At 49.0% G+C, this 23,283-nt stretch carries 16 protein-coding genes; 14 read left to right on the plus strand and 2 right to left on the minus strand.

The features are described from left to right. Window positions 1-116: 116 nt before the first annotated feature. A complete protein-coding gene (locus tag O59_RS04005) occupies window positions 117-1,529 on the plus strand; it encodes a S8 family serine peptidase (RefSeq protein WP_007639742.1) in 1,413 nt (470 codons plus the stop codon). On the opposite strand, the gene O59_RS04010 is transcribed toward O59_RS04005, so the two are convergent. Both O59_RS04010 and O59_RS04015 read right to left on the minus strand, forming a co-directional pair. Beyond that, the gene (locus O59_RS04010) at window positions 1,526-2,458 is read right to left on the minus strand and encodes a hypothetical protein (protein WP_007639743.1); all 933 of its coding nucleotides are present in this window, start codon (window positions 2,456-2,458) and stop codon (window positions 1,526-1,528) included. The genes O59_RS04005 and O59_RS04010 overlap by 4 nt on opposite strands. A 54-nt stretch (window positions 2,459-2,512) precedes the next feature. Beyond that, window positions 2,513-3,328 carry a hypothetical protein gene (locus tag O59_RS04015; protein WP_007639744.1) on the minus strand — a complete coding sequence of 272 codons (816 nt, stop codon included), beginning with the start codon at window positions 3,326-3,328 and terminating at the stop codon, window positions 2,513-2,515. 301 nt (window positions 3,329-3,629) lie between these two features. Here O59_RS04015 and O59_RS04020 point away from each other — a divergent pair, with 301 nt between their 5' ends. The 13 genes from O59_RS04020 (at window position 3,630) to O59_RS04080 (ending at window position 22,841) form a co-directional block, all read left to right on the plus strand. Continuing rightward, entirely contained in the window at window positions 3,630-4,949 is a 1,320-nt protein-coding gene (locus O59_RS04020; protein ID WP_007639746.1) for an amino acid deaminase, read from the plus strand. Between the two features lie 11 nt (window positions 4,950-4,960). Beyond that, window positions 4,961-6,325 carry a GntP family permease gene (locus O59_RS04025; RefSeq protein WP_007639748.1) on the plus strand — a complete coding sequence of 455 codons (1,365 nt, stop codon included), beginning with the start codon at window positions 4,961-4,963 and terminating at the stop codon, window positions 6,323-6,325. Window positions 6,326-6,335: 10 nt separating this feature from the next. Further along, window positions 6,336-7,208: a MurR/RpiR family transcriptional regulator gene (locus O59_RS04030; RefSeq protein ID WP_007639749.1), complete on the plus strand. Its 873-nt coding sequence runs from the start codon at window positions 6,336-6,338 to the stop codon at window positions 7,206-7,208. A gap of 17 nt (window positions 7,209-7,225) precedes the next feature. Beyond that, a complete protein-coding gene (locus O59_RS04035) occupies window positions 7,226-8,692 on the plus strand; it encodes an amidohydrolase family protein (protein WP_007639750.1) in 1,467 nt (488 codons plus the stop codon). Between the two features lie 145 nt (window positions 8,693-8,837). Then, window positions 8,838-9,233 (plus strand): RidA family protein, encoded by a 396-nt coding sequence (locus tag O59_RS04040; RefSeq protein WP_007639751.1) that lies wholly within the window; start codon window positions 8,838-8,840, stop codon window positions 9,231-9,233. A gap of 16 nt (window positions 9,234-9,249) precedes the next feature. Next, a complete protein-coding gene (locus O59_RS04045) occupies window positions 9,250-11,658 on the plus strand; it encodes a beta-N-acetylhexosaminidase (protein ID WP_007639753.1) in 2,409 nt (802 codons plus the stop codon). Window positions 11,659-11,864: 206 nt separating this feature from the next. After that, on the plus strand, window positions 11,865-12,668 hold the full coding sequence (locus tag O59_RS04050; protein WP_007639755.1) for an AraC family transcriptional regulator: 804 nt from the start codon (window positions 11,865-11,867) through the stop codon (window positions 12,666-12,668). Between the two features lie 300 nt (window positions 12,669-12,968). Beyond that, on the plus strand, window positions 12,969-16,007 hold the full coding sequence (locus tag O59_RS04055; RefSeq protein WP_007639756.1) for a TonB-dependent receptor: 3,039 nt from the start codon (window positions 12,969-12,971) through the stop codon (window positions 16,005-16,007). A gap of 98 nt (window positions 16,008-16,105) precedes the next feature. Continuing rightward, window positions 16,106-17,716, plus strand: a complete 1,611-nt coding sequence (locus tag O59_RS04060; RefSeq protein ID WP_007639758.1) for a tryptophan halogenase family protein — start codon at window positions 16,106-16,108, stop codon at window positions 17,714-17,716. Further along, window positions 17,713-19,263 carry a tryptophan 7-halogenase gene (locus tag O59_RS04065; RefSeq protein WP_040391145.1) on the plus strand — a complete coding sequence of 517 codons (1,551 nt, stop codon included), beginning with the start codon at window positions 17,713-17,715 and terminating at the stop codon, window positions 19,261-19,263. The genes O59_RS04060 and O59_RS04065 overlap by 4 nt, the downstream gene beginning before the upstream one ends. Window positions 19,264-19,290: 27 nt before the next feature. Further along, a complete protein-coding gene (locus tag O59_RS04070) occupies window positions 19,291-20,802 on the plus strand; it encodes a tryptophan halogenase family protein (RefSeq protein WP_007639763.1) in 1,512 nt (503 codons plus the stop codon). A 32-nt stretch (window positions 20,803-20,834) separates the two neighbouring features. Beyond that, window positions 20,835-21,845 (plus strand): cupin-like domain-containing protein, encoded by a 1,011-nt coding sequence (locus O59_RS04075; protein ID WP_007639765.1) that lies wholly within the window; start codon window positions 20,835-20,837, stop codon window positions 21,843-21,845. Between the two features lie 456 nt (window positions 21,846-22,301). After that, window positions 22,302-22,841, plus strand: a complete 540-nt coding sequence (locus tag O59_RS04080) for a glutathione peroxidase (protein ID WP_007639771.1) — start codon at window positions 22,302-22,304, stop codon at window positions 22,839-22,841. Window positions 22,842-23,283 lie beyond the last annotated feature (442 nt).

Genomic DNA, 23,283 nt, shown 5'->3' on the forward strand with positions numbered 1-23,283 from the left:
TTATTCCCATTCCAGTGATTATTTTTGGAATTTTTATTCCCCGCAAACGTTAACCAGGTAATGAACCCAGCCATTTTTTGTGGTTAATTTACCCTATTACACGCCATGGTGACCCAATGAAACCTTTTTACCGTCGTCATTTACGTCTTGGTTGTTTGCGTATTGCCTGCAGCAGTCTTGTGCTCGCCTGCCTGTGCCAGCCGGTTGCTGCCCAATTGTTGGAGCGCCTGCCGGTGGATACCACACTGGACGGCGTAACGCGGGAGCTGGATGACACAGTTCGCCAGGTGCAGGAATCGGTACAGAAGGATTTACTGGAGGAGTCGGTATTGCGCGACGCCTTGATACAACCGGTCGATGCCGCCCTCGCCAAAACAACCGCACTGGTGCCCGACTTACTAACGGCGGTGCTGCCGATTGTTGATCGCCGTGGTGCCACGGTGTTGGTAGATGTCAAAGTGGAAGATGGCTGGCGCGCCGTGGAGCGCGAATGGCTGTTATTGCTCGACCCAACTGCGTTGGCGGAGTTGTCCAAGCTTGATGTTGAAATCATTGAGCAGACCCAATTTGCCGGGTTGGGGCTGCAACTGGTGCGCTTTCGTGTGCCCGCCGCTCTGGATTCCCGCGCCGCGCTGCGCCAGCGCTTGCCCGCCAGTTTGCATCCGCAGCTGGATCGCAATCATATCTATTCGCCCCAAACTGCTGCCCCCCAGTCCTCGCAACCCGCTTCATCACCCATATCATCCACATCGCCACCTCAGGTTCCTGCCTGTGTTGATGACTTGTCTATCGGCATGATCGATACCGCGATTAATAGCACGCATCCCGCGTTTGCCGGGGTAAAAATCCAGCAGCAGGATTTTATCGGGGCCGATATCGAATCGCCCAAAGCCCACGGCACAGCGGTGGCGGGGCTGTTGGTTGGAACAGGGACAGGAGGCAAAGGCGATGAGCTGCAACCGCTTCTGCCGGGCGCAACACTCTATGCGGCCTCGGTATTTTACCCGCGCAATGATTACACCCAAGGCGCCACCATGATGAATCTGGTGCGTGCCTTGAATTGGCTGATAGAACAAAAAGTGCCGGTGATTAATATGAGCCTGACCGGCCCGGATAACAGCATTCTGGCGCAGGTGATTGCGCGCGTGATTGCCTCGGGCAGTTTGGTGGTGGCGGCAGTGGGTAACGAGGGGCCAGCCGCACCACCCTTGTATCCGGCGGCCTATCAGGGGGTGATCGCGGTGACGGCGGTGGATCAACAGCAGCGTCCTTATCGCTGGGCCAATCGGGGGGAACATATCGCTTTTGCCGCGCTGGGGGTGTCGGTGATCACCGCGCGCAGTGCGGGTGGTTATGGCCGTGAGAGCGGTACCTCTATGGCGGCGCCGCTGGTCTCGGCATTGCTTGCTTGCGAGCTGGCAACTACTCCTGCCTCGGGGGTGATGGCGCAATTAATCAAGCGTGCGCAGGATTTGGGCGCACCGGGCCGCGACCCGATATTTGGTCACGGCCAATTGCAGCGCCCTTAAAAGCTGGCTTTTAACGTGAGTGAGGCGCGGGTTTCGGAATAGTCCGCACTGCGCAGGTTGGATTGATAATCGCCCCGTTCCAACTTGCCCACCAGCGCCAACCATTCATGGGTATTGATCTGCCATTCCAGATTTACCACCTGCCGGGTATCGTCGCGTTTGGCTTCCAACGCCGGGGTGATGGTCGAATAATCGCGCTGCTCATAGCGCCAGCCCAGTTGCAACTTGGTCTTTTTGCCCCAGGCGGGGAACTGGTGATTAATGCTGGTTTTTACGCTGGTGGCGGTCAAATCAAACGGATCGCTGGCGGCGTTCTCGCGCTCGTGATTCAAGCCAAACGCCACAAAGGTGGTGCCCTGGTTAAAAAACACAAACACATCACCCGCCATACCCAGGTTGTGCGCATTGCGCTCGGCACTGGTGGGAAAATCCTTGTCCTGATAATTCACCGCCCCGCGCACAAAGGTGCGCTGATTGAACAGGCGCGACAGGTAAACACTGTGCTGGCGCAGGGTTAAAAAATCGGTGCCGTCCAGCGCGGCGTCGGCCTGGTGATAGCTCAGGCTCAGCTTGAACAGCGGCAGTTCATAACTGGCATCGGCAAACAATTGCTGGATGCCCAGGTCAAACGCGCTCATGTCTTGATAGGTTTTGCTGTTGTAGCTGGCACCGGCTTTAAATATCGCCTTGGGTGTCGCCTGCCACTGGGCATTTACGCGCGCATTGGCCAGCAGTGCCCAGTCGCCAGCGCTGGAGTATTGGTCAAGCTCAACTACCGCCAAATTGGAATCGTATTCGGCGCCGCTTTCCAGCTCCACATCCAGCTTATTGGCCCCGTGGGCGGCAATGCTACAGAGGGCGATGACTAAAGGGCTGATAACCCAACGGCCAAGGCTAATAATCAGTTGTTTATCACTGCGTGGGTTCATGATGGTTGCTCCGCAAAAGGCAAAAAAAATCGGCGCCGGAGCGCCGATCTCTTATTACAAACCGAGGTTCAAGCTGTCAGTTAAGGCCGCGCTGATATTGTTATTCACGGTGCTATCCACAGTGTCCTGAATGCTCGCAGCGATGCTGTTGTTGATGGCGCCTTCTACCGCTGTGTTTACCGAACTGCCAATGGCTTGCTCGACTGAGCCGCTGACGGACTGTTGAACCGAGCCAGTTACCAATTGTTCTACAGAACCACTTATCGCCCCATCTACCAAGCCGTTCACTGAGCCAGTGACCGAGCCATTTACCACGCTATCTAACGAGCTATCTATCGAACCGCTAACCAGCTGTTCTGCCGAACCTTGCAGGTTGCTATCGGCAACCAACTGCTGGGTTGAATTCAGCTGCTGGTTAATCGCGCCGTTGGCGGCGGTGCTGGTGGCATTCACAGTGGCGGAGAGATTGGCCGAGAGGTTTTCCTGTGCCGCCGCCCCGCGCTCTAGCAACTGGTTTGCCTGTTGGCTGATGGGGGTGAGCACTGCCTGTGCATCCACTGCTGCATTGCCGGTCGCTGCTGCAGAAATTGCGCCGGCGGTTTCTGTTCCGGCATTGGCTTGGTCGGTGTTGTTTTGCTCCGCTTCTGCGCCGCTGTCAGTTGCGTCGCTGTTGGCATTAGTGCTGGTCGCTGCGCTGGCATTTTGTTGCAACCCAAAACCGGCACTCAATGTGCCTTCCTGGGCAGAGAGGCGAGCATCCGCTGCAGTCTGGGTGTTGGCGCTTGTATCTACGGCCAATGACGCGTCTTGTGCCCAGCAAACGCTGGAGGCCAGGGTGCAAGCAGCAATCAATAAAGTGTGTTTGTTCATGGTGATGTCCTCATTCGTTTCAGGGTTTGAAAGCGGGTTGCGCTGCAGCCCGTTTTCGTCGACTTGCAACCTGTTAACGCGGGGGGAGTTATTTTTATTCCCGAACCTGAAAAAAATATTTGATGCGGGAAGCAAATGAGGAGGGGGTGGGGGGCTAAACAAGGGAATCCCGGTAGGCAAAACCCTGAAAGAAGTTTTCAAGCAAAAACGTCATTTTGTAAATAATTTTCTTAACATGGCGCATTTTTGCTGGTAGCCTTGTGAAAACGCTCGTTTTTTCTGCTATTGGCGCAAAAATAATATGACTAAAGAAAATAATTTACAGTCAAACCTGAAAATCAGACCGCTTAGCCCTGTGGGCAAGGGTTTAGGTATTGCGGCTGGGGATTCGCTGACACAGCCTTTGGTGGGCGAGATTGCCGCGCAGGGTTGGAACCTGCTACAAGAGGATGTAAGTCTGCCGGTCGCGGTGCTGAGTGAAAGCCGCTTGCAACACAACCTGCAGTGGATGAAAGACTTTATCGCCAGCTACGGGTTGAAACTCGCGCCCCACGGCAAAACCACCATGAGCCCCGCGCTGTTCCATCGCCAATTGGATGCTGGCGCCTGGGGTATCACTCTGGCTACCGCGCCACAAGTTCAGGCGGCTTATGAGTTTGGTGTGCGTCGGGTGATTTTGGCTAACCAGCTAGTCGGCCGCGCCAATATGGCGATTATCAGCCGCCTGCTGCAAGACCCGGATTTTGAGTGTTACGTGATTGTGGATTCGGCAGCGAATGTCGAACAGCTCGGGCAGTTTTTTGCCCAAACGGGCCAGCGTTTGAATCTGCTTTTGGAGTTGGGTGTTGCGGGCGGCCGCACCGGAGTGCGCGACGCCGCAACCCGCGCCGCCGTGTTAGAAACCATCGCCCGCTACCCGCAAGCACTCGCATTACGCGGCGTAGAAGTTTATGAGGGTGTACTGAATGACGAAGCCGCCATTCGCGAGTTTCTGCGTTTGGCCCTGCGCGATTTGATGACTCTGGAAGCCCACGGCCAGTTGGCTCAAGGGCCGGTTATACTCACTGGCGCCGGTTCCGCCTGGTTTGATTTGGTGGCGGAGGAATGGGCCGGTGCCTCGTTGGGCGATGCCCGCGTGCTGGATATCATCCTGCGCCCCGGTTGTTACCTCACCCATGATGTCGGCATTTACAAAGCCTCCGAAGCTCGTATCCAAGCTTGCAACCCCATCGCCCGGGCTATGCACAGCAGCTTGCTGCCCGCGCTACAACTCTGGGCTTATGTGCAATCCATTCCCGAACCCGGTCTGGTGATTCTCGGCCTGGGTAAACGCGATGCGGCGTTTGATGCCGGTCTGCCCATTCCCGCTTTGCACTTTCGTCCTCACAACAAAGGTCGCCCCGGTGATGAAAAACCTGTGCCCGCGCCAGCGGACTGGCAGCTGACCAAAATGATGGATCAACACGCCTTTATGCAGGTGCCTGCCGGTGCTGATTTGCACGTGGGCGATATGCTCGCGCTCGATATTTCCCACCCCTGCCTGACCTTTGATAAGTGGCGCCAGCTATTGGTGGTGGACGATAACTACACGGTGATCGATGCCGTGGAAACGTTTTTTTAAGGCGCGCGGCGATGGAATTTTTTTCTCGTTTTTTAACTCCGGGTCAGTGGCTGTTGGTATACGCGGCGCTCAGCATTATTGCGCTGATTTTATTAATCGCCCGCTACCGTTTGAATCCCTTTATTACGCTGACGCTGGTGTCGCTCGGTCTGGGTTTAATGGCCGGTATTCCCGCAAAAGATGTGGTGTTTGTGTATGAAGCCGGTGTGGGTAAAACGCTGGGGCACATCGCACTCGTCGTGGCACTGGGCACCATGCTCGGAAAAATGATGGCGGAATCGGGCGGCGCGGAACAAATCGCGCGCACCATGATTCGCTGGTTCGGTGAAAAAAATGTGCACTGGGCGATGGTGTTTATCGCTTTCCTCGTGGGCTTCCCGATTTTTTTTGAAGTCGGTTTTGTATTGTTAATTCCCATCGCCTTTAACGTGGCGCGTCGCACCGGCACTTCCATGTTGTTAGTGGGTTTACCCATGGTCGCGGGTTTGTCGGTAGTGCATGGTTTAGTGCCGCCGCATCCGGCCGCGATGATTGCGGTGGGGGAATATCAAGCTAACGTTGGCCGCACGATTTTTTATGCGCTGTTGGTGGGCATTCCTACCGCGATTATTGCTGGGCCAATTTTTGCCAAATGGATTGCACCCAAAATTCATTTGCCTGCGCACAACCCACTCGAAGAACAATTTATTCATGCCGATAGCGAGCGCCAGTTGCCCGGTTTTGGTATCACACTTGCGACAATTTTATTACCTGTGGTGTTAATGTTGCTCGGCGGTTGGGCCGATTTAATCGCCGAACGTGGCACGGGTCTGAACGATTTTTTATTATTTATCGGCAATTCCGTTGTTGCGCTCCTAATTGCAACGCTCGTGAGTTTTTACACCCTCGGTTTGGCGCGCGGTTTTAATCGCGATTCGATTTTAAAATTCAGTCACGATTGTTTGGCGCCCACTGCTGGCATCACCTTATTGGTCGGGGCTGGTGGTGGTTTAAACCGCATTTTGGTGGAAGCGGGCATTGCCAAAGAAATTGTCAATTTCTCTTCCGACATGGCCTTAACGCCATTATTAATGGGCTGGTTTGTGGCCGCGCTGATGCGCATCGCCACTGGTTCCGCCACCGTTGCCATGAGTACAGCGGCAGGCATTGTTGCGCCGATTGCGCTCGCCGCCGGTTATCCACACCCTGAGTTATTAGTCATTGCCACCGGCGCGGGTTCATTAATTTTGTCCCACGTGAATGACGGCGGTTTTTGGTTAATCAAAGAATATTTCAATATGACCGTTACCCAGACCTTAAAAACCTGGACGGTATTGGAAACCATTATTTCCTTTGTGGCGCTGGGTTTTGCGCTGCTATTGGCCTCGATAATTTAAGAGCACCGAAATGACTGCACTGTTCGATATTGTTTATCACATTCGCTCCAATCGCGACCGGCTCTCGGCGACTGAGCAAAAAGTGGCGGATATTATTCTGGAAGATATTGCCTTTGCCGCTTCGGCAAGTATTGATCAGTTAGCGCTAAAAACGAATGTCAGCATCGCCACCATTTCGCGCTTTGCCAAATCGGTCGGCTGCGATGATATTCGCGATTTGAAATTAAAACTGGCGCAGGCGAGTGCGGTGGGAACACGCTTTTTATCCGAAGTGCCAGCCTTGGAAGAGAGCGCTTTTTATTCGCAAATTTGCAGCGAAGTAGAATCCACCTTACGCGCTAATCTCGCGCGTTTTGTCGAGGCCGATTTTCGCAGTGCGGCAGCATTATTAAACAGTGCGCGGCTGATTTATGTGGGCGGTATGGGCGGCGCCTCCACCATGCTCGCGGACGAAGTGCAATTCCGCATCGCGCGCTTAGGCATTGCGGTAACGGCTTATCACGATCCTGTCTTGCTGCGTATGTTTGCGGCGACGCTCACTGAAAAAGACGTACTGGTATTGCTCTCGATTACTGGGGTCACGCCCGAATTATTGGAAGTGGCCGATATCGCGCGCGAGTACGGTGCGCAAATTATTGTGCTCTCCGCGCCCGATTCTCCACTCGCGCAAAAAGCCAGTTTATTTATTCCAATCGTCACCGAAGAGACGGACTTTATTTACAAGCCTTCAGCTTCGCGCTACGGCATGTTACTCGCGATAGATTTGCTTGCGACTGAGTTGGCATTGGTGCGCAAAACCGAGAGCAAGGAATTATTGCGCCGGGTGAAGTTTGCGCTGGATGAATATCGCGGCGGCGACAACCGTTTGCCGCTCGGCGACTAAACCAAGGGAAGCGAATAATGCAGGCGGTGAAATTCGATTGTGTCATTTACAACGCGCTTATTCTGGATGGTTCAGGCGCTAGCGCGGTGCGCGGTGATTTGGCAATTCACGATGGAAAAATCGCCGCGCTCGGTGACCTTGCCAATACTGAATCTCACCAGCGTTTTGATGCCCAGGGTTGGGTCTTGGCACCGGGTTTTATCGATGTGCACACCCACGACGATATTCAAGTGATTCGCACGCCCAATATGTTGCCCAAAATTTCCCAGGGCATTACTACCGTGATAGTGGGCAACTGCGGCATTAGTGCCAGCCCGGTCACCTTAAAAAATAATTTGCCCGACCCGATGAATTTGCTCGGCAGCAAAGAAGATTTTTGTTTTCCTGATCTCGCCACCTATAAACAAGCGGTTAATAAAACTGTGCCTGCCGTCAATGTGGCAGCGTTAATCGGTCACACAGCACTGCGCAATAATCATATGGATCGGTTGGATCGCAGCGCCACGGATTATGAAATTGCAGCGATGCGATTGCAGCTGCGCACGGCTCTGGCGGAGGGGGCGTTGGGTTTGTCTTCCGGTTTGGCTTACGCATCAGCGTTTTCCAGCAGCACGGAGGAAGTAAAACAACTGGCGCAGGAATTAAACGCGGCGGGCGCTATTTACACCACACATTTGCGCACCGAGTTTGACGAAATAATCGCCGCTCTCGAGGAAGCCTTTGACATTGGCGAGCACGCGCAGGCACCGGTTATTGTGTCCCATTTGAAATGTGCGGGTGCCGGTAATTGGGGGCGCAGCGGTGAGGTGCTACAAAAAATTACACAGGCGGCTACCACACACCCCATTGGTTGTGACTGTTATCCCTACAGTGCCAGTTCATCCACTTTAGATTTACAACAAGTCACCAGCGACTTTGACATAGTCATCACCTGGAGCAAACCGCACCCCGAGCAGGGCGGAAAAAAATTAGCGGATATCGCACAGCAATGGCAACTGGATTTGCTCGACGCGGCTAAAAAATTACAGCCCGCCGGTGCAGTTTATTACGGCATGAGTGAGCAGGATGTACAAAAAATTCTCGCCCATCCACTCACCATGATCGGCTCCGATGGTTTGCCGGTAGACCCATTGCCGCACCCCCGTTTATGGGGCGCATTTCCCCGCGTGCTCGGGCATTACAGTCGCGATTTACAATTATTCGAGTTAGCCGAAGCGGTGCGCAAAATGACACGTATGTCGGCAGATCGTTTTGGTTTGGATGATCGCGGTCGCATTGAAATTGGCGCCGCCGCCGATCTGGTTATTTTCAATCCCATCACCGTAAAAGACGCTGCCACCTTCGAGCAGCCACAACAATTAGCCGAAGGCATAGAAGCAGTGTGGGTCAATGGCGTGTTGACCTACAGCAATAAAAAAATTACTGGAAAACGCGCAGGAAAGTTCTTGGAAAAGCAGCGGGATTTACGGATTGGGTTTTATTGATGTGTGATTCCGGGGTGCTCCGATATTCCTTTCAGGACACGCCGTGAATACATCCATGTAGGCTTGTCGTCGACATCCATGTCTCCGACAGTCCTGAAAGAAATATCGAAGCAGCCTTGAAAGTTCAGATTACAAAAGGTGAAAAATGTCAGCAATAAAACGTTACGGTGTTGAAGGTGGTAAAGGAACTGGTGGGCAGCATTTGCCGTTTGCACGGGCAGTGCAAGCCGATGGTTGGCTCTACGTTTCCGGACAAGTGCCCATGGTCAACGGCGAAATCATCGAGGGTGGCATTGTGGCGCAATCCCATCAAGCCATTAACAATGTGCTCGCGATTTTAGCCGAAGCCGGTTATGGCCCTGAAGATGTTGTGCGCTGTGGTGTGTGGCTGGATGACCCGCGCGACTTTATGTCCTTCAATCGCGTGTTTATGGAATATTTTGGCGCAAACCCACCGGCGCGCGCCTGCGTGGTGTCCAGCATGGTGGTGGATTGCAAAGTAGAAGTAGATTGCGTCGCCTATAAAAAGTCCTCTACATAATAAGAGTTAATAATTTATGTTCCGTGTGCTGTTATTTGTTGTTGGTTTTATGCTATCGACGATGGCATCGTTAGCGGCGGTAGCCAATGCGCCGTCGCTGCCGCTTATGCCTTATCCGCAACAATTGATACCAGCGGCAGGTGAACCGCAGTTGCAGCTTGGCAGTGACTGGTTGATCGCCATCGACGGAAAATCTACAGCTGAATTAAACAACGCACTGAAGCGTTTTGCACAGCGCAGCTATCAACAAACCGGCATTAAGCTGCGCTGGAAAAAAAGCACCGCTGCCAAAGCAACATTGGTTATCACGATTAAAGACGCGCGCACTATGTCCTCACGCATGAGTGAATGGGATGAGTCCTATGAGTTGGTGGTCGATAATAAAAAAATCTACCTCAGTGCCAATCAAAATCTGGGTGTATTGCGCGGTTTGGAAACCCTGTTGCAGTTAATGGGTGTAAGCGAAAATACAATTGAAATTCCACAGGTCAGCATTAACGATTTTCCACGTTTTCAATGGCGCGGGTTGTTACTCGATACTTCGCGCCATTTTTTCTCGGTAGAGACGATCAAACGACAAATCGATGCGATGGCTGCGGCCAAATACAATATTTTTCACTGGCATTTAACCGATGACCAAGGCTGGCGCTTTGAATCCAAACGCTATCCAAAATTACACCAGCTCGCGTCGGACGGTCAGTTTTATACGCGTAAACAAATGCGTGAGGTCGTCGCCTATGCACAAGCGCGCGGTATTCAGGTATTGCCGGAAATTGATGTGCCGGGGCACGCCAGCGCTATTGCCGTTGCCTACCCGGAATTAATGTCCGCACCCGGCCCCTATGCGATGGAATATCGTTGGGGGGTGCATAAACCCACGCTCAATCCGGCCAATGAAAAGGTGTATGAATTTGTCGCCGCACTGGTGGCAGAAGCCAAAGCCATATTTCCATTTGAATACCTGCATATTGGCGGCGATGAGGTAAACCCGGAACATTGGAATAACAACGCCGACATTCAAGCCTTTATGCAGGTCAACAATTTAAAAAATAGCTATGCGCTGCAGGCCTATTTTAATCAGCGGGTGCAAACCATTTTGCACAAACACCAGCGAAAAATGATTGGCTGGGATGAAATACAACACAAAAATTTACCCAATGACATAGTGATTCAATCCTGGCGCGGGCCGGATGCGGTAAGCGAATCCGTAGCAGCGGGTTTTCAGGCGATTTTATCCACCGGTTATTATCTGGATCAGCCGCAATCCGCGGCTTATCACTATCGCAATGATCCTTTGCCTCCGCCGCCTTACACCAATAAAAATCTTGCGCTGATCGAAAATAACAGTGCGCGCGAAGAAATTGCCAGCTGGTCATTTTCCTTGCCACGCAAACGCGGCAATCCGGTTACTGGTAGTTTCACACTGCTTAATGAGCGCGAGGGTTTTATCGATTTTTCCGGTAAGTCGCGTCGTGCAGTGAAGATTCAGAAATTGACAAAAAGTGCCGCCGTGTTTTCGCTGGATACCTGGATGGGACCGGTAGAGTTTCGCGTGCAATTTAATGGCGATGAATTGCAGGGCAGGGCAATAGTAGGCAACGCACCTTACCCGGTTAGCGGTAAAAAAATTGCACCACAATTGATAACCGAATTGCAAAAAATGACTCCGCTCGGTGCACAGGAGCATAAATTAATTCTGGGTGGCGAAGCGGCATTGTGGGCAGAAATTGTGGATGAGCAGTCAATCGACCTGCGGCTCTGGCCGCGCGCATTTGTTGTGGCCGAACGCCTCTGGTCGGCGCAGGAATTGCAAGATGAAAATGCAATGTATGTGCGTATGAATAGTGTCGCCCACTGGGCAGAAAAATCCACAGGCTTGTTGCATCGAAAGCAAGCCGAGCAAGCGCTGCAGCGATTATTTGGAACCGAGGCGATTGCGCCAGCGCTGACATTTATTGAACTGTTGCAGCCGGCTTATTACTACCACCGGCAACATGAAAAATCGGTCAATGAAACCTATTCCAAAGCAGATCCGTTGAATCGTCTGGTGGATGCATTACCGGTTGAAAACGAATCACTGCGGCAATTTAATCTGCGCCTGGCAGGCTGGTTGATGAACCCGGTGGCGGGTGAAGATTATGCATTGTTACAAACGCAATTACAGCGTTGGTCTGCAAGCCGCGCGCGGCTCATGCCGCTATTAAAACAGCAGCCGGAACTGGTGCGGTTTGCGGAAAAAACCTATGGGTTGGTGGATCTCACCTCGGCACTACTGGAACAGCGTTTAACCAGTAAAACATTGGCAGCGGGTGAGCAGGAAAAACTGCAAAAACAGTTGTTAGCCGCGTCGCAGATAGAACAAGAAATGATAATTGCACTGGTTTTTTCCGCTGAAAAAATTCTCGATTCACTGTTAATTCCCTAGTGCAGAATAATTCATGGAGGATAATTGTAAATTTGTTTGACAACGTTGTCCTTTCGCGGTTAAGTTCACTATGCCGGAGGCAGTGAATATCGCGCAGGAGACAAAGAATAATTAACGGAGTGCGCCCGAGTGGGCGATAGATATGACAATACCCATCGTCATAACTCCAATGCGTCACGACTCAATGTGCCTATGGGTAGACTGATATGGTTGAAGTAGCACTCCTGGCAATAAAAGATCTGTCGCTGCTAATGAGCAGTGCACTGGTATTGATATTGGTGTGTTTGTTAATAGCGCGCCCACAGCAAAGCGCATTGCGCCACGTGTATCTGTTCTGCCTGGTATTGTTTTTTTTGGTTGGCCTTGTGCGCATGCTTGCGTCGCTATTGCATTGGGATATAGCAATAGATGCCGCTTTGCTGCTGGTGGTGAACAATATTTTATTTATGGTCGGCTGTGTTTTTTTTCTGTTTGGGCCGCGCCTGCTGGGGCGGCATAAAAAAATGGCAATCAATCATGATGATCGAGTTCGCGCCGATTTTTTTTCACCATTCAGAGCTAATGCGCGACCATTTTTTATCCATGACAACCCTGCGCAACAGCAGTCTGAACAATTGGGGCAAGTGCAGGATGCACAGAGTCTTGCCAGTGAGGTGCTTGTGGAAGTTCAGCCGCAGCTGGCAGAAAAGTTAACGGAATTTATGCTATTGCAAAAACCGTATTTGGAACCGCACATCACCGTAGAGCGTTTGGCGATTAAATTAAATGTATCGCCCAAACTGTTGTCCGGAACCATTAATAATGAATTGCAGATGAATTTTTTTGAACTGATCAGTAATTATCGTGTGTTGGAAGCCAAAAAACGTCTAGCTGACCCGACACTGCAGGATAAACCGATTTGCGAAATTATGAAAAGTTGTGGTTTTAACAGTAAATCTGTTTTTAACCAGGCATTTAAAAAAGCGGTGGGCGTAACGCCTAGCATTTATCGGCAACAGCACTGCCGCTAACAGCTTGCAGGCACTCAATAACGCTGCGCTTAAGTAACTCTTTTAGAATTTGCTGACGTTCGACTTTTAGTAGTGACAGTACGACTTTGGTTTTGCTGTGGCACTTAAAAAAACAGAATGTTAGCGTCGGAATTTGCGCTTTAACGAAAAAATAAGGCTGCTTTTTTGTTTGTCGATAAATCTCGCACAAACATTGACAGGGCCGCGAGTGCAAATGGGGAAAGTCATCGGGTTTATAAAGTGTTAGTCCTTTATAAGTGTCGGTATTTTTGCGAGAGAAAAAAACTAAAGGGGTTACTTATGTTTAACAGCAAAAAAGGTGTGGCAGCAATGTCAGGCACTCACTTCAAACACTCACTGCTTGCAGCATCGATTATGGCACTTAGTGTGCCGTCGTTTGCGCAAACCAATAACGCTGCCACGGCTGACGTGGAAGAGGTTGTGGTTACGGGCATGAGAAATAGTATTCAGAATGCGCAGGATTTAAAAAGAAATTCCGATACGGTAATTGATGCTATTACCGCTACAGATATTGGCGCATTGCCTGATAAATCAGTAACGGAAGCCTTGCAGCGTGTTCCGGGCGTTACTATCGAGCGCTTTGCCTCGTCGGAAGATCCAAATCACTTTGCCGATGAAGGTACCGGGGTATTGGTGCGTGGTTTGGATCGCGTGCGCAGTGAAATAAATGGCCGTGATGCATTCAGTGCAAATCCCTGGGGTACTTTAAATTTTGAGGATATTCCACCGGAATTGTTGGGCGCGGTAGAGGTAATCAAAAACCAAACCGCTGACCGTATTTCGGGTGGTATTGCCGGTACAGTAAATTTGGTTACGCGTAAGCCATTTGATTCCGAAGGGCGCGTATTAGCCGCAAGTGCAAAAGCCTCTTATGGTGATATGCGCGAGACAGTAACACCGGTTGCTTCCGCATTATTTAGTGATCGCTGGGAAACCGGTGCTGGTGAATTTGGTTTCTTGGTCAGCGCGATTCAATCTGAACTTGAAACACGCGGCGATGGTATAGGTGTAGGTAACTATTATTCGCGTGGCCCTGGTGCCGATGCTGATGGGGCTCCGTTGAATGGCTATGAAGACCAGCAGGTATACATGCCTGGGGTTATCTCCATTCGCACTGCCAATAATGATCGTACCCGCGAAGGTTTCGGCAGCTCGCTGCAGTGGCAAAATGCCGATGAAACCATTGTTGCCACAGTGGAATACATTAAAGCCGAAGCCGAATTAATTACGCGCGAATATGTGGTTTATTCACCTTATGAGCAGGGTTTTGTGATCGGTGGTAACACGGCGATTAATATTTCAACCAATCCTGATGATGCAGATTTTCCGACAGTGATTGAAGATGGTTTCTTCAAGGCTGGTGCATTGGATTCAGGTTTGTTGTGGTACAACACTCGCTTCAATGACACCGATAACTCGGTGGAAGATGCGAGTTTTAATCTGAAACTGCGCCCGATGGATAATCTGACCATCGATCTTGATGTCCAGCGTGTTGATTCTTCCAATACGGTTGTAAACAATAGTTTTATGTCGCAATCAACCGGTTCAAGATTCTATGTGGATCTGCGCGGTTCAAATCCAAGTATTGAATACCTCAGTCCGTCGGTAAGAAATCCAAACACCAACGGTGCCGCTGCGACCAATACCAATTTTATCCGTTCGCTGTTAGAGCAAAACGTTGATAACGATGCAAAAATGGATGCCTATTCGGCAGACGTTACCTATGAGATAGATGACAACTGGATCACCGGTGTTAAAGCGGGTGTTTATTATGCGGATAAAGATCTTGTGGTGCGTGACACCGAATATTCCAACTGGGGTGTAGTGGGTGGTTGTGGTTGGTGTGCCGGTGGCCCAGGCTTCTCCGGAACCAGTGCCGATTTATCCCAGAGCCCAACCGAATTTGAAAAAGTGTCTTTTGATAATTTCTATCGCGGCGCAGGCATTAATGGCGATACCAATGAATTCTGGTTTGCCAAAATGTCCAGTGTGGAAGATCTGGTTGAAACAACACTGCGTGGTTACGAAAATGGTTGGATGCCCTACGGCACTGGCTCACAATGGTTGAGAGCAGACCGTATTCCCGGCACACCGTTTGCGCCTAATCATGTTGGTGCTGTCAATGAAGAGCGTCAAGAAGCTTATGTGCGCGTTGATTATGCGTTTGATGATTTGGCAATTCCGTTAAAAGGTAATTTGGGTTTGCGTCAAGTGAATTACCAATTGACCTCTACCGGTTTTGAAAATTATCCAACACTGTCAAATAACGCCGCGCTCTATCCACAAAATGTGCAGGATTTTGCAACCGGTGGTTCGAGCGAAGGTGTCACCGTAGAGGGCACGGATTACTCCACGGTTCTGCCAACATTTAACCTGACCGCCAGTTTGCAAGATGATTTGATTGCGCGTTTTGCCGTTTCCAAAGGGCTTTATTACCCATCACTCACCGATACGCGCAATATCAAAGTGATGCAGATTAGTAAAACGGATATCACTGATCCAAATGATCCTACACAAGTGATTGGTGTTACCGATGTTCAGTTAACGGGTCAGGCGAAGAACCCCTTCCTTGAGCCGGAAGAGTCAACCAATATTGATGTCACTTTAGAGTGGTACTTCAATAAAACGGACTCTTTAACTGCTAGTTTATTCCACAAGAAACTCGACAATATTATTCGTGAACGCGCCTTTGCTGCACCGGTTACTAATAATGGTGTGACCTTGCCTGGCAGCTTCAGTGGCCCGGTAAATGAGGGCTCGGGTGATATCCAGGGTATCGAATTGTCCTACACACAATTCTACGATTCCCTGCCAGGCTTGTGGTCCGGTTTGGGCTTGCAACTTAACTACACCTATATCGATCAGCAAGATATTAATGACTCGGAAGGTATCGATGTTATTGAAGATATTCGTTTAGGTGTTGATGGCCTGCCATTGCCTCAGGATGGTCGCAATACTTTCCGTTCGTTTACGGATTTGCCACTGCCTTCCTATTCAGAAAATACCTTCAATATCACCGGTATGTACGAGTATGAAAGTATTTCGGCGCGTCTGGCCTACAACTGGCGTTCGGAATATTTGATTACCCGTCGCGACAGTGACTGGTTTGCTCCGGTATATGCTAAAGACACCGGTTATTTGGACGGTTCGGTTTTCTACACCCTCAATGAAAATATCAAAGTGGGTCTGGAAGTTTCTAACCTGTTAAATACCGAAACCAGAACCATGAATCAGTTGAATCAGGAAGGTGATAAAACCGATGGTTTGAACTTTGTCACTGACAGACGTTATGCGTTAAGTCTGCGCGCGCAATTCTAATCGGCGTAGGTTTGGTGAAAAATACGCGTCGCTACAGCGGCGCGTATTTTTTTCGGTGATATAGTTAGTTATCGCAGCTACGTTATATCGAGAAAAAAATGCAGCAAAACAAAACTCAGCAAGATGCGATGCAACAACAAGAGTTGCAAAAAAAAGGGTTGCAAAAAACGGTACAGTCCATTGTTATTGTGGGTGGTGGTACTGCAGGTTGGATGACCGCCGCTGCGTTGAGTCACTTTTTAAGTGCACAGCATTATCACATAACGCTTATCGAGTCCGATCAAATCGGCACTGTGGGTGTGGGCGAGGCTACGGTTCCACATATCCGCTATTTTAATCAGACCTTGGGAATTGATGAAAATGAGTTTATTCGTCAAACCAATGCGACCTACAAATTAGGTATCGAATTTATTGATTGGGGAAAGCTGGGCGATGCCTATATTCACCCGTTTGGTATCTACGGCCGAACAATTAACGATGTCAGTTTCCATCACTATTGGTTAAAGGCAAAACTCGCTGGCGATAGTCGGCCAATCGGCGATTATTCTCTGGCTGTGCAAGCGGCCTTACAGTCCAAATTTTCTTACCCCTCTGCTAACCCGGAATCACTGGCCTCCAAATACAGTTATGCATTTCATATTGATGCATCGCGTTACGCACAATTTTTACGTACCTATGCTGAGCAAAAAGGCATCACCCGGCGCGAAGGAAAAATTCAACAGGTAAATCAATGCACTGACTCGGGTTGCATCACCTCAGTCATATTGGATGATGGTTCCACCATTGGTGGGGATTTGTTTGTCGACTGTTCCGGCTTTCGCGGCTTGCTAATAGAGCAAACTTTACAGGTGGGTTACGACGATTGGAGCCAGTGGCTGCCCTGTGATCGCGCTATTGCCGTTCCCTCCGAAAAAATTTCCCCACCGCTGCCCTACACCAAAGCAACGGCCAAAGCTGCCGGTTGGCAATGGCGAATTCCGTTACAAAATAGAAATGGCAATGGCCAGGTTTATTGCAGTCACTATGTGACGGAAGAGCAGGTTGCTGAAAATTTATTGGCGAGTTTGGATGGCAAACCTCTCGCTAATCTTAATCATATTCGTTTCACTACCGGGTGTAGAAAAAAGACCTGGTATAAAAACTGCGTTGCAGTAGGGCTATCCAGTGGATTTCTGGAGCCACTGGAGTCGACCAGTATTTATTTAATTCAAATGGCCATCACCAAACTGGTTGAGTATTTCCCGCGCACCCAAAATGACATTACGTTAGCGGAAGAATTTAATCGCGACATGCGTTTGGAGTATGAGCGTGTGCGCGATTTTCTGGTTTTGCATTACACCGCAACCACTCGTGACGATACTGAGTTCTGGCGCTATATGCGCAATATGAAAAAGCCCGCCAGTCTGGATGAAAAAATCGCCCTTTTTGTAGAGCAGGGGCATGTAATGCAATACAAAAAAGGCATGTTTCTTGAGCCTAGTTGGGTGGCGGTTTATCTGGGGCAGGGCATAGTTCCCAAAGGTTATCACCCGGCCGTGGAGCGTTTAAATAAAACCGAACTGGATTCGCACATGGCGAACCTGCGCGCAGAAATTAATAATTACTGCACTGACATGCCGCCGCATTCCCTGGCGATAGAAAAACATACCAATGCAATGTCAAATGTGTGGCCGCCCGCTGCCTTGAGTCTGTACGAGGTGTTTTCATGAGTATGCAGCAGCCGCGAGTGTTTAGCCTTGTGATTGTGGGCCGTGGGGTAGATGCTGCGGTCACCGCGGCAGTGTTGGCCAATGCGCTTGAAAACACAGCGGTTAAAATTACAGTGATTCAAACGGCGCAAGAAGACGAAGTGGATCGCTGCGCGGCGTTATCGCCGTCCATACAGGTATTCAATAAAATTCTGGGTATTCACGAGGCCGATCTTGTGGCGGCAACAGCCGCTACATTTACGCTGGCCCAGCGTTATACCGGTCATCATAAATCTGCATATTTTTTTCCTTATGGTGAACATGGTTTTACGCTAAAGGGCATGAACTTTTTTTCCTATGCAGCGCACCTGCAATCTCTGGGTGACAATACCCCATATGATCAATATTCGCTAAGTGCAGTTGCGGCTTCACTCGGGCGCTTTCGGCATCCGGCAGCAGAAGCGAAATCCTTATATTCAACCTTGGCTTATGGATTAAATTTCTCTACGTCATTATTTTCCCGTTACTTAACACAATATGCACAAAAAAAATCCGTTGAATTTATTGATGCAACCATTGAGCAATATGTGTTTTCTGCAAACACAGGCAATATTGATAAATTAATGCTGCAAGTCAATGCGGCAGGGGAGAACTACACACCCGGTCAGCAAGTAACACTGGAATGCGATTTAATAGTGGATTGTTCCGGTAAGCGCGCCGCGGTGATGGGTGATGCGTTAGCCGTCACTTGGCTTGAGTCAACCCGGTCACTTCCGGTTGATCGCCGCATAGATGTTATGCAAGCTGGTACTCGCGGCGCGCCTGTGAATCAGCTGCAGTTTTTATCTTCAGGGGTGAGTCGCAGCGTATCCCTAAAAAATAATAATGCTATTTCTTATATTTATAACTCTGCTTTTATAACCGAGGACCAGGCATTATCTGAGTTGTCAGCGCAGTATGAAATTGCGCGCCACTCACTCGAAAACAATAGTGCAGCAATCCAGTTAAAACCGGGAAGAAGAGCAAGTTTCTGGTATAAAAATTGTGTGGCTATCGGAGCCTCTGCAGGTGATTTGACCTCAACCTGCATCGATCAATTGCATCTCACCCAAAGCGCCGCTTTGCGTTTGGCGACGCTGTTTCCTGCGTCGCCTTCATTTGCGCATTTGTCGGCTGAGTACAATCGCCTTACGCATCTTGAATATGATCATGTGGAGGATTTCCATTCACTTCATTTTCAGGTGCCGGGCATGCCGCTTACTGATTTTTGGTCAGTGCAGAAAAAGGCTGTTATTTCTGATCGACTCCAGCACCGTATCAGTTTATTTACATCAGCAGGACGAGTGCCTTTTTTTGAAGGTGAAACACTGGCTGAATCCGCATGGTTGTCGTTTATGGTGGGCTTGTTCGGCTGGCCGAAAGATTACAGCTGTTTAATCGAGCAAAATGATTCTGTGTGGATTAAAGAGCAGTTGCAGAAAATGCAGAACATGATGTACCAAGCAGCGCAGGCAATGCCAGATCACAATACTTATCTGGCGCAATATCTCGCCAGCAACGCGCCATAATCCCGCTAAGTTTTACAGGATTTTTTTATGAACGATAATGCCAAGCGTAGAATTAAAAAGATAATCATAGTGGGCGGTGGAACGGCGGGTTGGATGACGGCTGCAGCCTTTTCAAAAGTGTTAGGCACAAGTTGCTACGACATAGTGTTAATTGAATCCGATGATATTGGAACTGTTGGTGTGGGTGAGGCAACGATTCCATTGATAACATCCTTTAACCAAATTCTGGGTTTGGATGAAAGTCAGTTTATGAAAAAAACCCAGGCGACATTTAAGCTGGGCATTGAGTTTGTTAACTGGGGAAACATTGACGACCGCTATATTCACCCATTTGGTGTTTATGGCAAAGGCATTGGCTCACTGGCTTTTTATAATTTTTTGCTTAAACAGCAAAAAATTAAGCCGGATACTGATGTGGGGGATTATTCAATTAATATCCAGGCGGCGCGCCATAACAAATTTATGCGTGCACCCAACTTACCAAACTCCCCGCTTGCTGACATTCGTTACGCCTATCACTTTGATGCAGGGCTTTATGCGCTTTATCTGCGTAATTACGCTGAGCAGCAAGGTGCTATTCGTGTTCAAGGCGAGATAACAAACGTAAGCCTTGATGATGATTCCGGTTGCATAACCTCAGTTACCTTAAAAGACGGACAGACGCACAGCGCCGATTTTTTTATTGATTGCAGTGGCTTTCGCGGTTTGTTAATTGAGCAGGCATTAAAAACAGGTTATGAGGATTGGAGCCATTTACTGTTGTCGGATACTGCGGTCACGGTCCCTTCGGAAGTTATTCATCCGTTACCCTCTTTTACTCGTTCGACTGCACATTCTGCTGGTTGGCAATGGTGTATTCCGCTGCAGCACCGCACGGGCAATGGGCATGTTTTTTCCAGCCGTTTTATGTCGGAAGATGAAGCGACCAGTTTACTGTTGCAACATTTACCCACACCTGCGCTTGCAGGGCCAAGAACAGTAAAATTCAAAACGGGTATCCGGCGAAAACTGTGGAATAAAAACTGTGTCGCCATTGGTTTGTCCAGCGGTTTTATCGAGCCGTTGGAATCCACCAGTATTCACCTGATTCACAGTGCAATTCATAAATTGCTAACGTTTTTTCCTACCGGTGCTTTGTCGCAAGTGGATATCGATAAATACAATGATGTAATGCGGACTGATATAGAGTTTATTCGCGATTTTATTTTGCTGCATTACAAGGCAACGTCCCGCACTGACTCCGCCTTTTGGAATCACTGCAGAACTATGGATGTGCCCGATGGCCTGCGGAAAAAAATGGAGCTTTATATCAAGAGTGGCCGCCTTTACCGGGATAACAATGAGTTATTTACCGAAGATAGCTGGTTTGCAGTGATGGAAGGGCAGGGTGTGAAGGTGGAGGATTATCACCCACTGGTTGATTCAGTTGAACAGGTTAAATTCGACGCAATGCTTGGTGATATTGCGCGAGCGATTCGCGAATCTACCGATGTTATACCTTCCCATGCTGAATATATTGCGCGTTACTGTAAGGCGTAATCTGCAGGTAATCAAAACGATAGGGCAGTGTGATGGTAATCGATGAATACCGCGATATAAACCGCGAATTATTTTTTAATGACATTATTCCTCGCTACAGGCCCTGTGTATTCAGAGGGCTATGTTCGGCGTGGCCTTTGGTAAAAAAGGGCAGGGAATCGTCACATGGTTTTGCGCAGTATTTGTTGGAGAGCAGTGCCGGCCACCATGCTGATGTGGTTGACATTTTTTATGCGCCGCCCGGAGCGGATGGACGTATGCACTACAATGATGCCATGAATGGTTTTAACTTTAATAAACTTAAAGTTCCATTTTCTCATTGTCTGGAGCGATTGCTGTTGGCCCAGCGCGAAAATCCATCGCCGTTAATTTATATGGGCTCCACACCCACAGAGGATTTATTGCCGCGTTTAAAGCACGAAAACCCAATGACATTGTTGGGGAATAGTATTAAACCGCGCCTGTGGTTGGGCGGAAAAACCCTGGTGCAGCCGCATTATGATGTGTCCGATAATATTGCGGTGGTGGTTGCGGGTCGCCGGCGATTCACCCTATTTCCTCCCGATCAAATCGGCAACTTATACGTTGGGCCGATTGATGTTACTCCCGCCGGCCAGCCCATGAGTTTGGTTCCCATCAACAATCCTGATCTGCAAAAATTTCCGCGCTATGCCGATGCACAGAAAAATAAAGTAGTGGTCGAACTCGAACCTGGCGACGCTATTTTTATTCCCTCGTTGTGGTGGCATGGTGTTGAGGGGTTGGAATCTTTTAATGGTTTGGTTAACTATTGGTGGAAATCAGCAGCGTTAGCGAATGAAGATCCCTATGCCGCACTTATTCACGGCGTGCTCACGATTAGTTCGCTACCTGAGGCTGAGCGCCGTGCATGGAAAGTTTTTTTTGATCATTACGTATTTCAGGAAGCTGGCCACCCGCTTGATCATTTACCCGAGTCGGCGCGTGGTGTTTTATCTACAATGACACCGGAATTACAACAAATTATTCGCAGCTATTTGTATGCGCGAATGGGAATTAAGTAGCTGCTATTTCTGTTGTGTATGAGGTATTTTTTTTCACCCATCGTTCGACTTTTGGTTTTGCGCAAAGTCATCATTGTCCCGCTAAAAAGCAGCTGCTACTGTTGATGTGAGTTTATTTTTCTGTGAGAAGTTTCATGCAAAGCAATAACAACAAATTGATATCCTTAATGCGTGTTATCAACCTCATGATGCTGATGATTTTTTTTGTGGTGCTCTGGCGTCTCTAGCCAATCAATTGTTGTTGTTTCCCGTGACTTGCCAGACTCTGTTCTGGCTTTTTTATAACTGGGTATTCGTTTTCCTGTGTAATGCTGTGCGGTGCTGAAAACAGCAATGCGTAAGGATTGGTTAAGTCGATTTGCGCCAGCTGGCAGCGCATCCAAAAAGGCTTACACTGCGTAAATCAAGCGAAACCATACATTGTTAATTGGTAGCACCCACCACGAGGATTCATCTGTGAACAGTTTGATAAAGCCTATCATCGCCCTTGCTGCTTTAGGTTTGACACAGCTAGCCAGCGCTGCGTGCCCTGAGTATATGCAGGGGGAGTACCGCAAGTTGCACTCCAAAGACATGATCAATATCTGTGAGTTAATGGAAAATAAAACCGTGCTGGTAGTGAATACCGCCAGCCACTGTGGTTTCACCTCCCAGTTCAAAGGTCTGGAAGCCCTACATAAAAAGTATCAGGACAAAGGTTTGGTGGTGGTTGGTTTTGCCAGCGATGACTTTAAACAGGAAGACGCCAGTGAAGAGAAAGCGGCGGAAATCTGCTACCTGAATTACGGTGTGACCTTCACCATGCTCTCACCTACACCTGTCACGGGTGATAAGGCCAACACCCTATTCAAGGCGCTGGCTGCACAAAGCGAACAACCCAAGTGGAACTTCAATAAGTATCTGTTAGGTAAAGATGGCAAGGTCATTGAGCATTTTGGCAGTATGACCAAGCCCGAATCGACGAAGCTGACCAGAGCAATTGAGAAGCACTTGTGATCTAGCTTATCAATAGCAGCACGCCAAGCGTGCTGCTGTTTTTCGGTAACCGGTTACTTTATTACCCATCAGTTGAGCCTTCTACCTGATTACCCTTCCTTCTCGTCCCCCCTTCTCTTTCAGGTATCCAAAAAACATAACATTATGATTTTTAATGGATATTTCTTTTTTTACTAACGAAGGTTTCATTTTTTCCATTTTCTATTTTCAGAAGCAGCAAAAAATATAGAGTTTTTCCACTTAAAATAATTGTAAACGATTACATTTTTATGCAAGATATTCCCGAAATGAGGAAGGTAAACCTCATTGATACGATAAAAATTTACAGAGCAGGTGATCCTAACGCTTGCCTTACCACAGACCCATCGCCACCTGAAACCAATGCAGACCTAAGGTCGTTCAACATCATTTGTTGGGTGTTTTCTTATCGTTTTTGTGTGTT

It is taken from the genome of Cellvibrio sp. BR (assembly GCF_000263355.1).
GTDB lineage: Bacteria > Pseudomonadota > Gammaproteobacteria > Pseudomonadales > Cellvibrionaceae > Cellvibrio.

Coding starts and splice junctions, on each gene's coding strand:
- O59_RS04020 (WP_007639746.1), top strand. CDS start 3,630: ATGACTAAAGAAAATAATTTACAGTCAAACCTGAAAATCAGACCGCTT.
- O59_RS04075 (WP_007639765.1), top strand. CDS start 20,835: ATGGTAATCGATGAATACCGCGATATAAACCGCGAATTATTTTTTAAT.
- O59_RS04030 (WP_007639749.1), top strand. CDS start 6,336: ATGACTGCACTGTTCGATATTGTTTATCACATTCGCTCCAATCGCGAC.
- O59_RS04010 (WP_007639743.1), bottom strand. CDS start 2,458: ATGAACCCACGCAGTGATAAACAACTGATTATTAGCCTTGGCCGTTGG.
- O59_RS04055 (WP_007639756.1), top strand. CDS start 12,969: ATGTTTAACAGCAAAAAAGGTGTGGCAGCAATGTCAGGCACTCACTTC.
- O59_RS04005 (WP_007639742.1), top strand. CDS start 117: ATGAAACCTTTTTACCGTCGTCATTTACGTCTTGGTTGTTTGCGTATT.
- O59_RS04060 (WP_007639758.1), top strand. CDS start 16,106: ATGCAGCAAAACAAAACTCAGCAAGATGCGATGCAACAACAAGAGTTG.
- O59_RS04050 (WP_007639755.1), top strand. CDS start 11,865: ATGGTTGAAGTAGCACTCCTGGCAATAAAAGATCTGTCGCTGCTAATG.
- O59_RS04035 (WP_007639750.1), top strand. CDS start 7,226: ATGCAGGCGGTGAAATTCGATTGTGTCATTTACAACGCGCTTATTCTG.
- O59_RS04065 (WP_040391145.1), top strand. CDS start 17,713: ATGAGTATGCAGCAGCCGCGAGTGTTTAGCCTTGTGATTGTGGGCCGT.
- O59_RS04040 (WP_007639751.1), top strand. CDS start 8,838: ATGTCAGCAATAAAACGTTACGGTGTTGAAGGTGGTAAAGGAACTGGT.
- O59_RS04025 (WP_007639748.1), top strand. CDS start 4,961: ATGGAATTTTTTTCTCGTTTTTTAACTCCGGGTCAGTGGCTGTTGGTA.
- O59_RS04045 (WP_007639753.1), top strand. CDS start 9,250: ATGTTCCGTGTGCTGTTATTTGTTGTTGGTTTTATGCTATCGACGATG.
- O59_RS04070 (WP_007639763.1), top strand. CDS start 19,291: ATGAACGATAATGCCAAGCGTAGAATTAAAAAGATAATCATAGTGGGC.
- O59_RS04015 (WP_007639744.1), bottom strand. CDS start 3,328: ATGAACAAACACACTTTATTGATTGCTGCTTGCACCCTGGCCTCCAGC.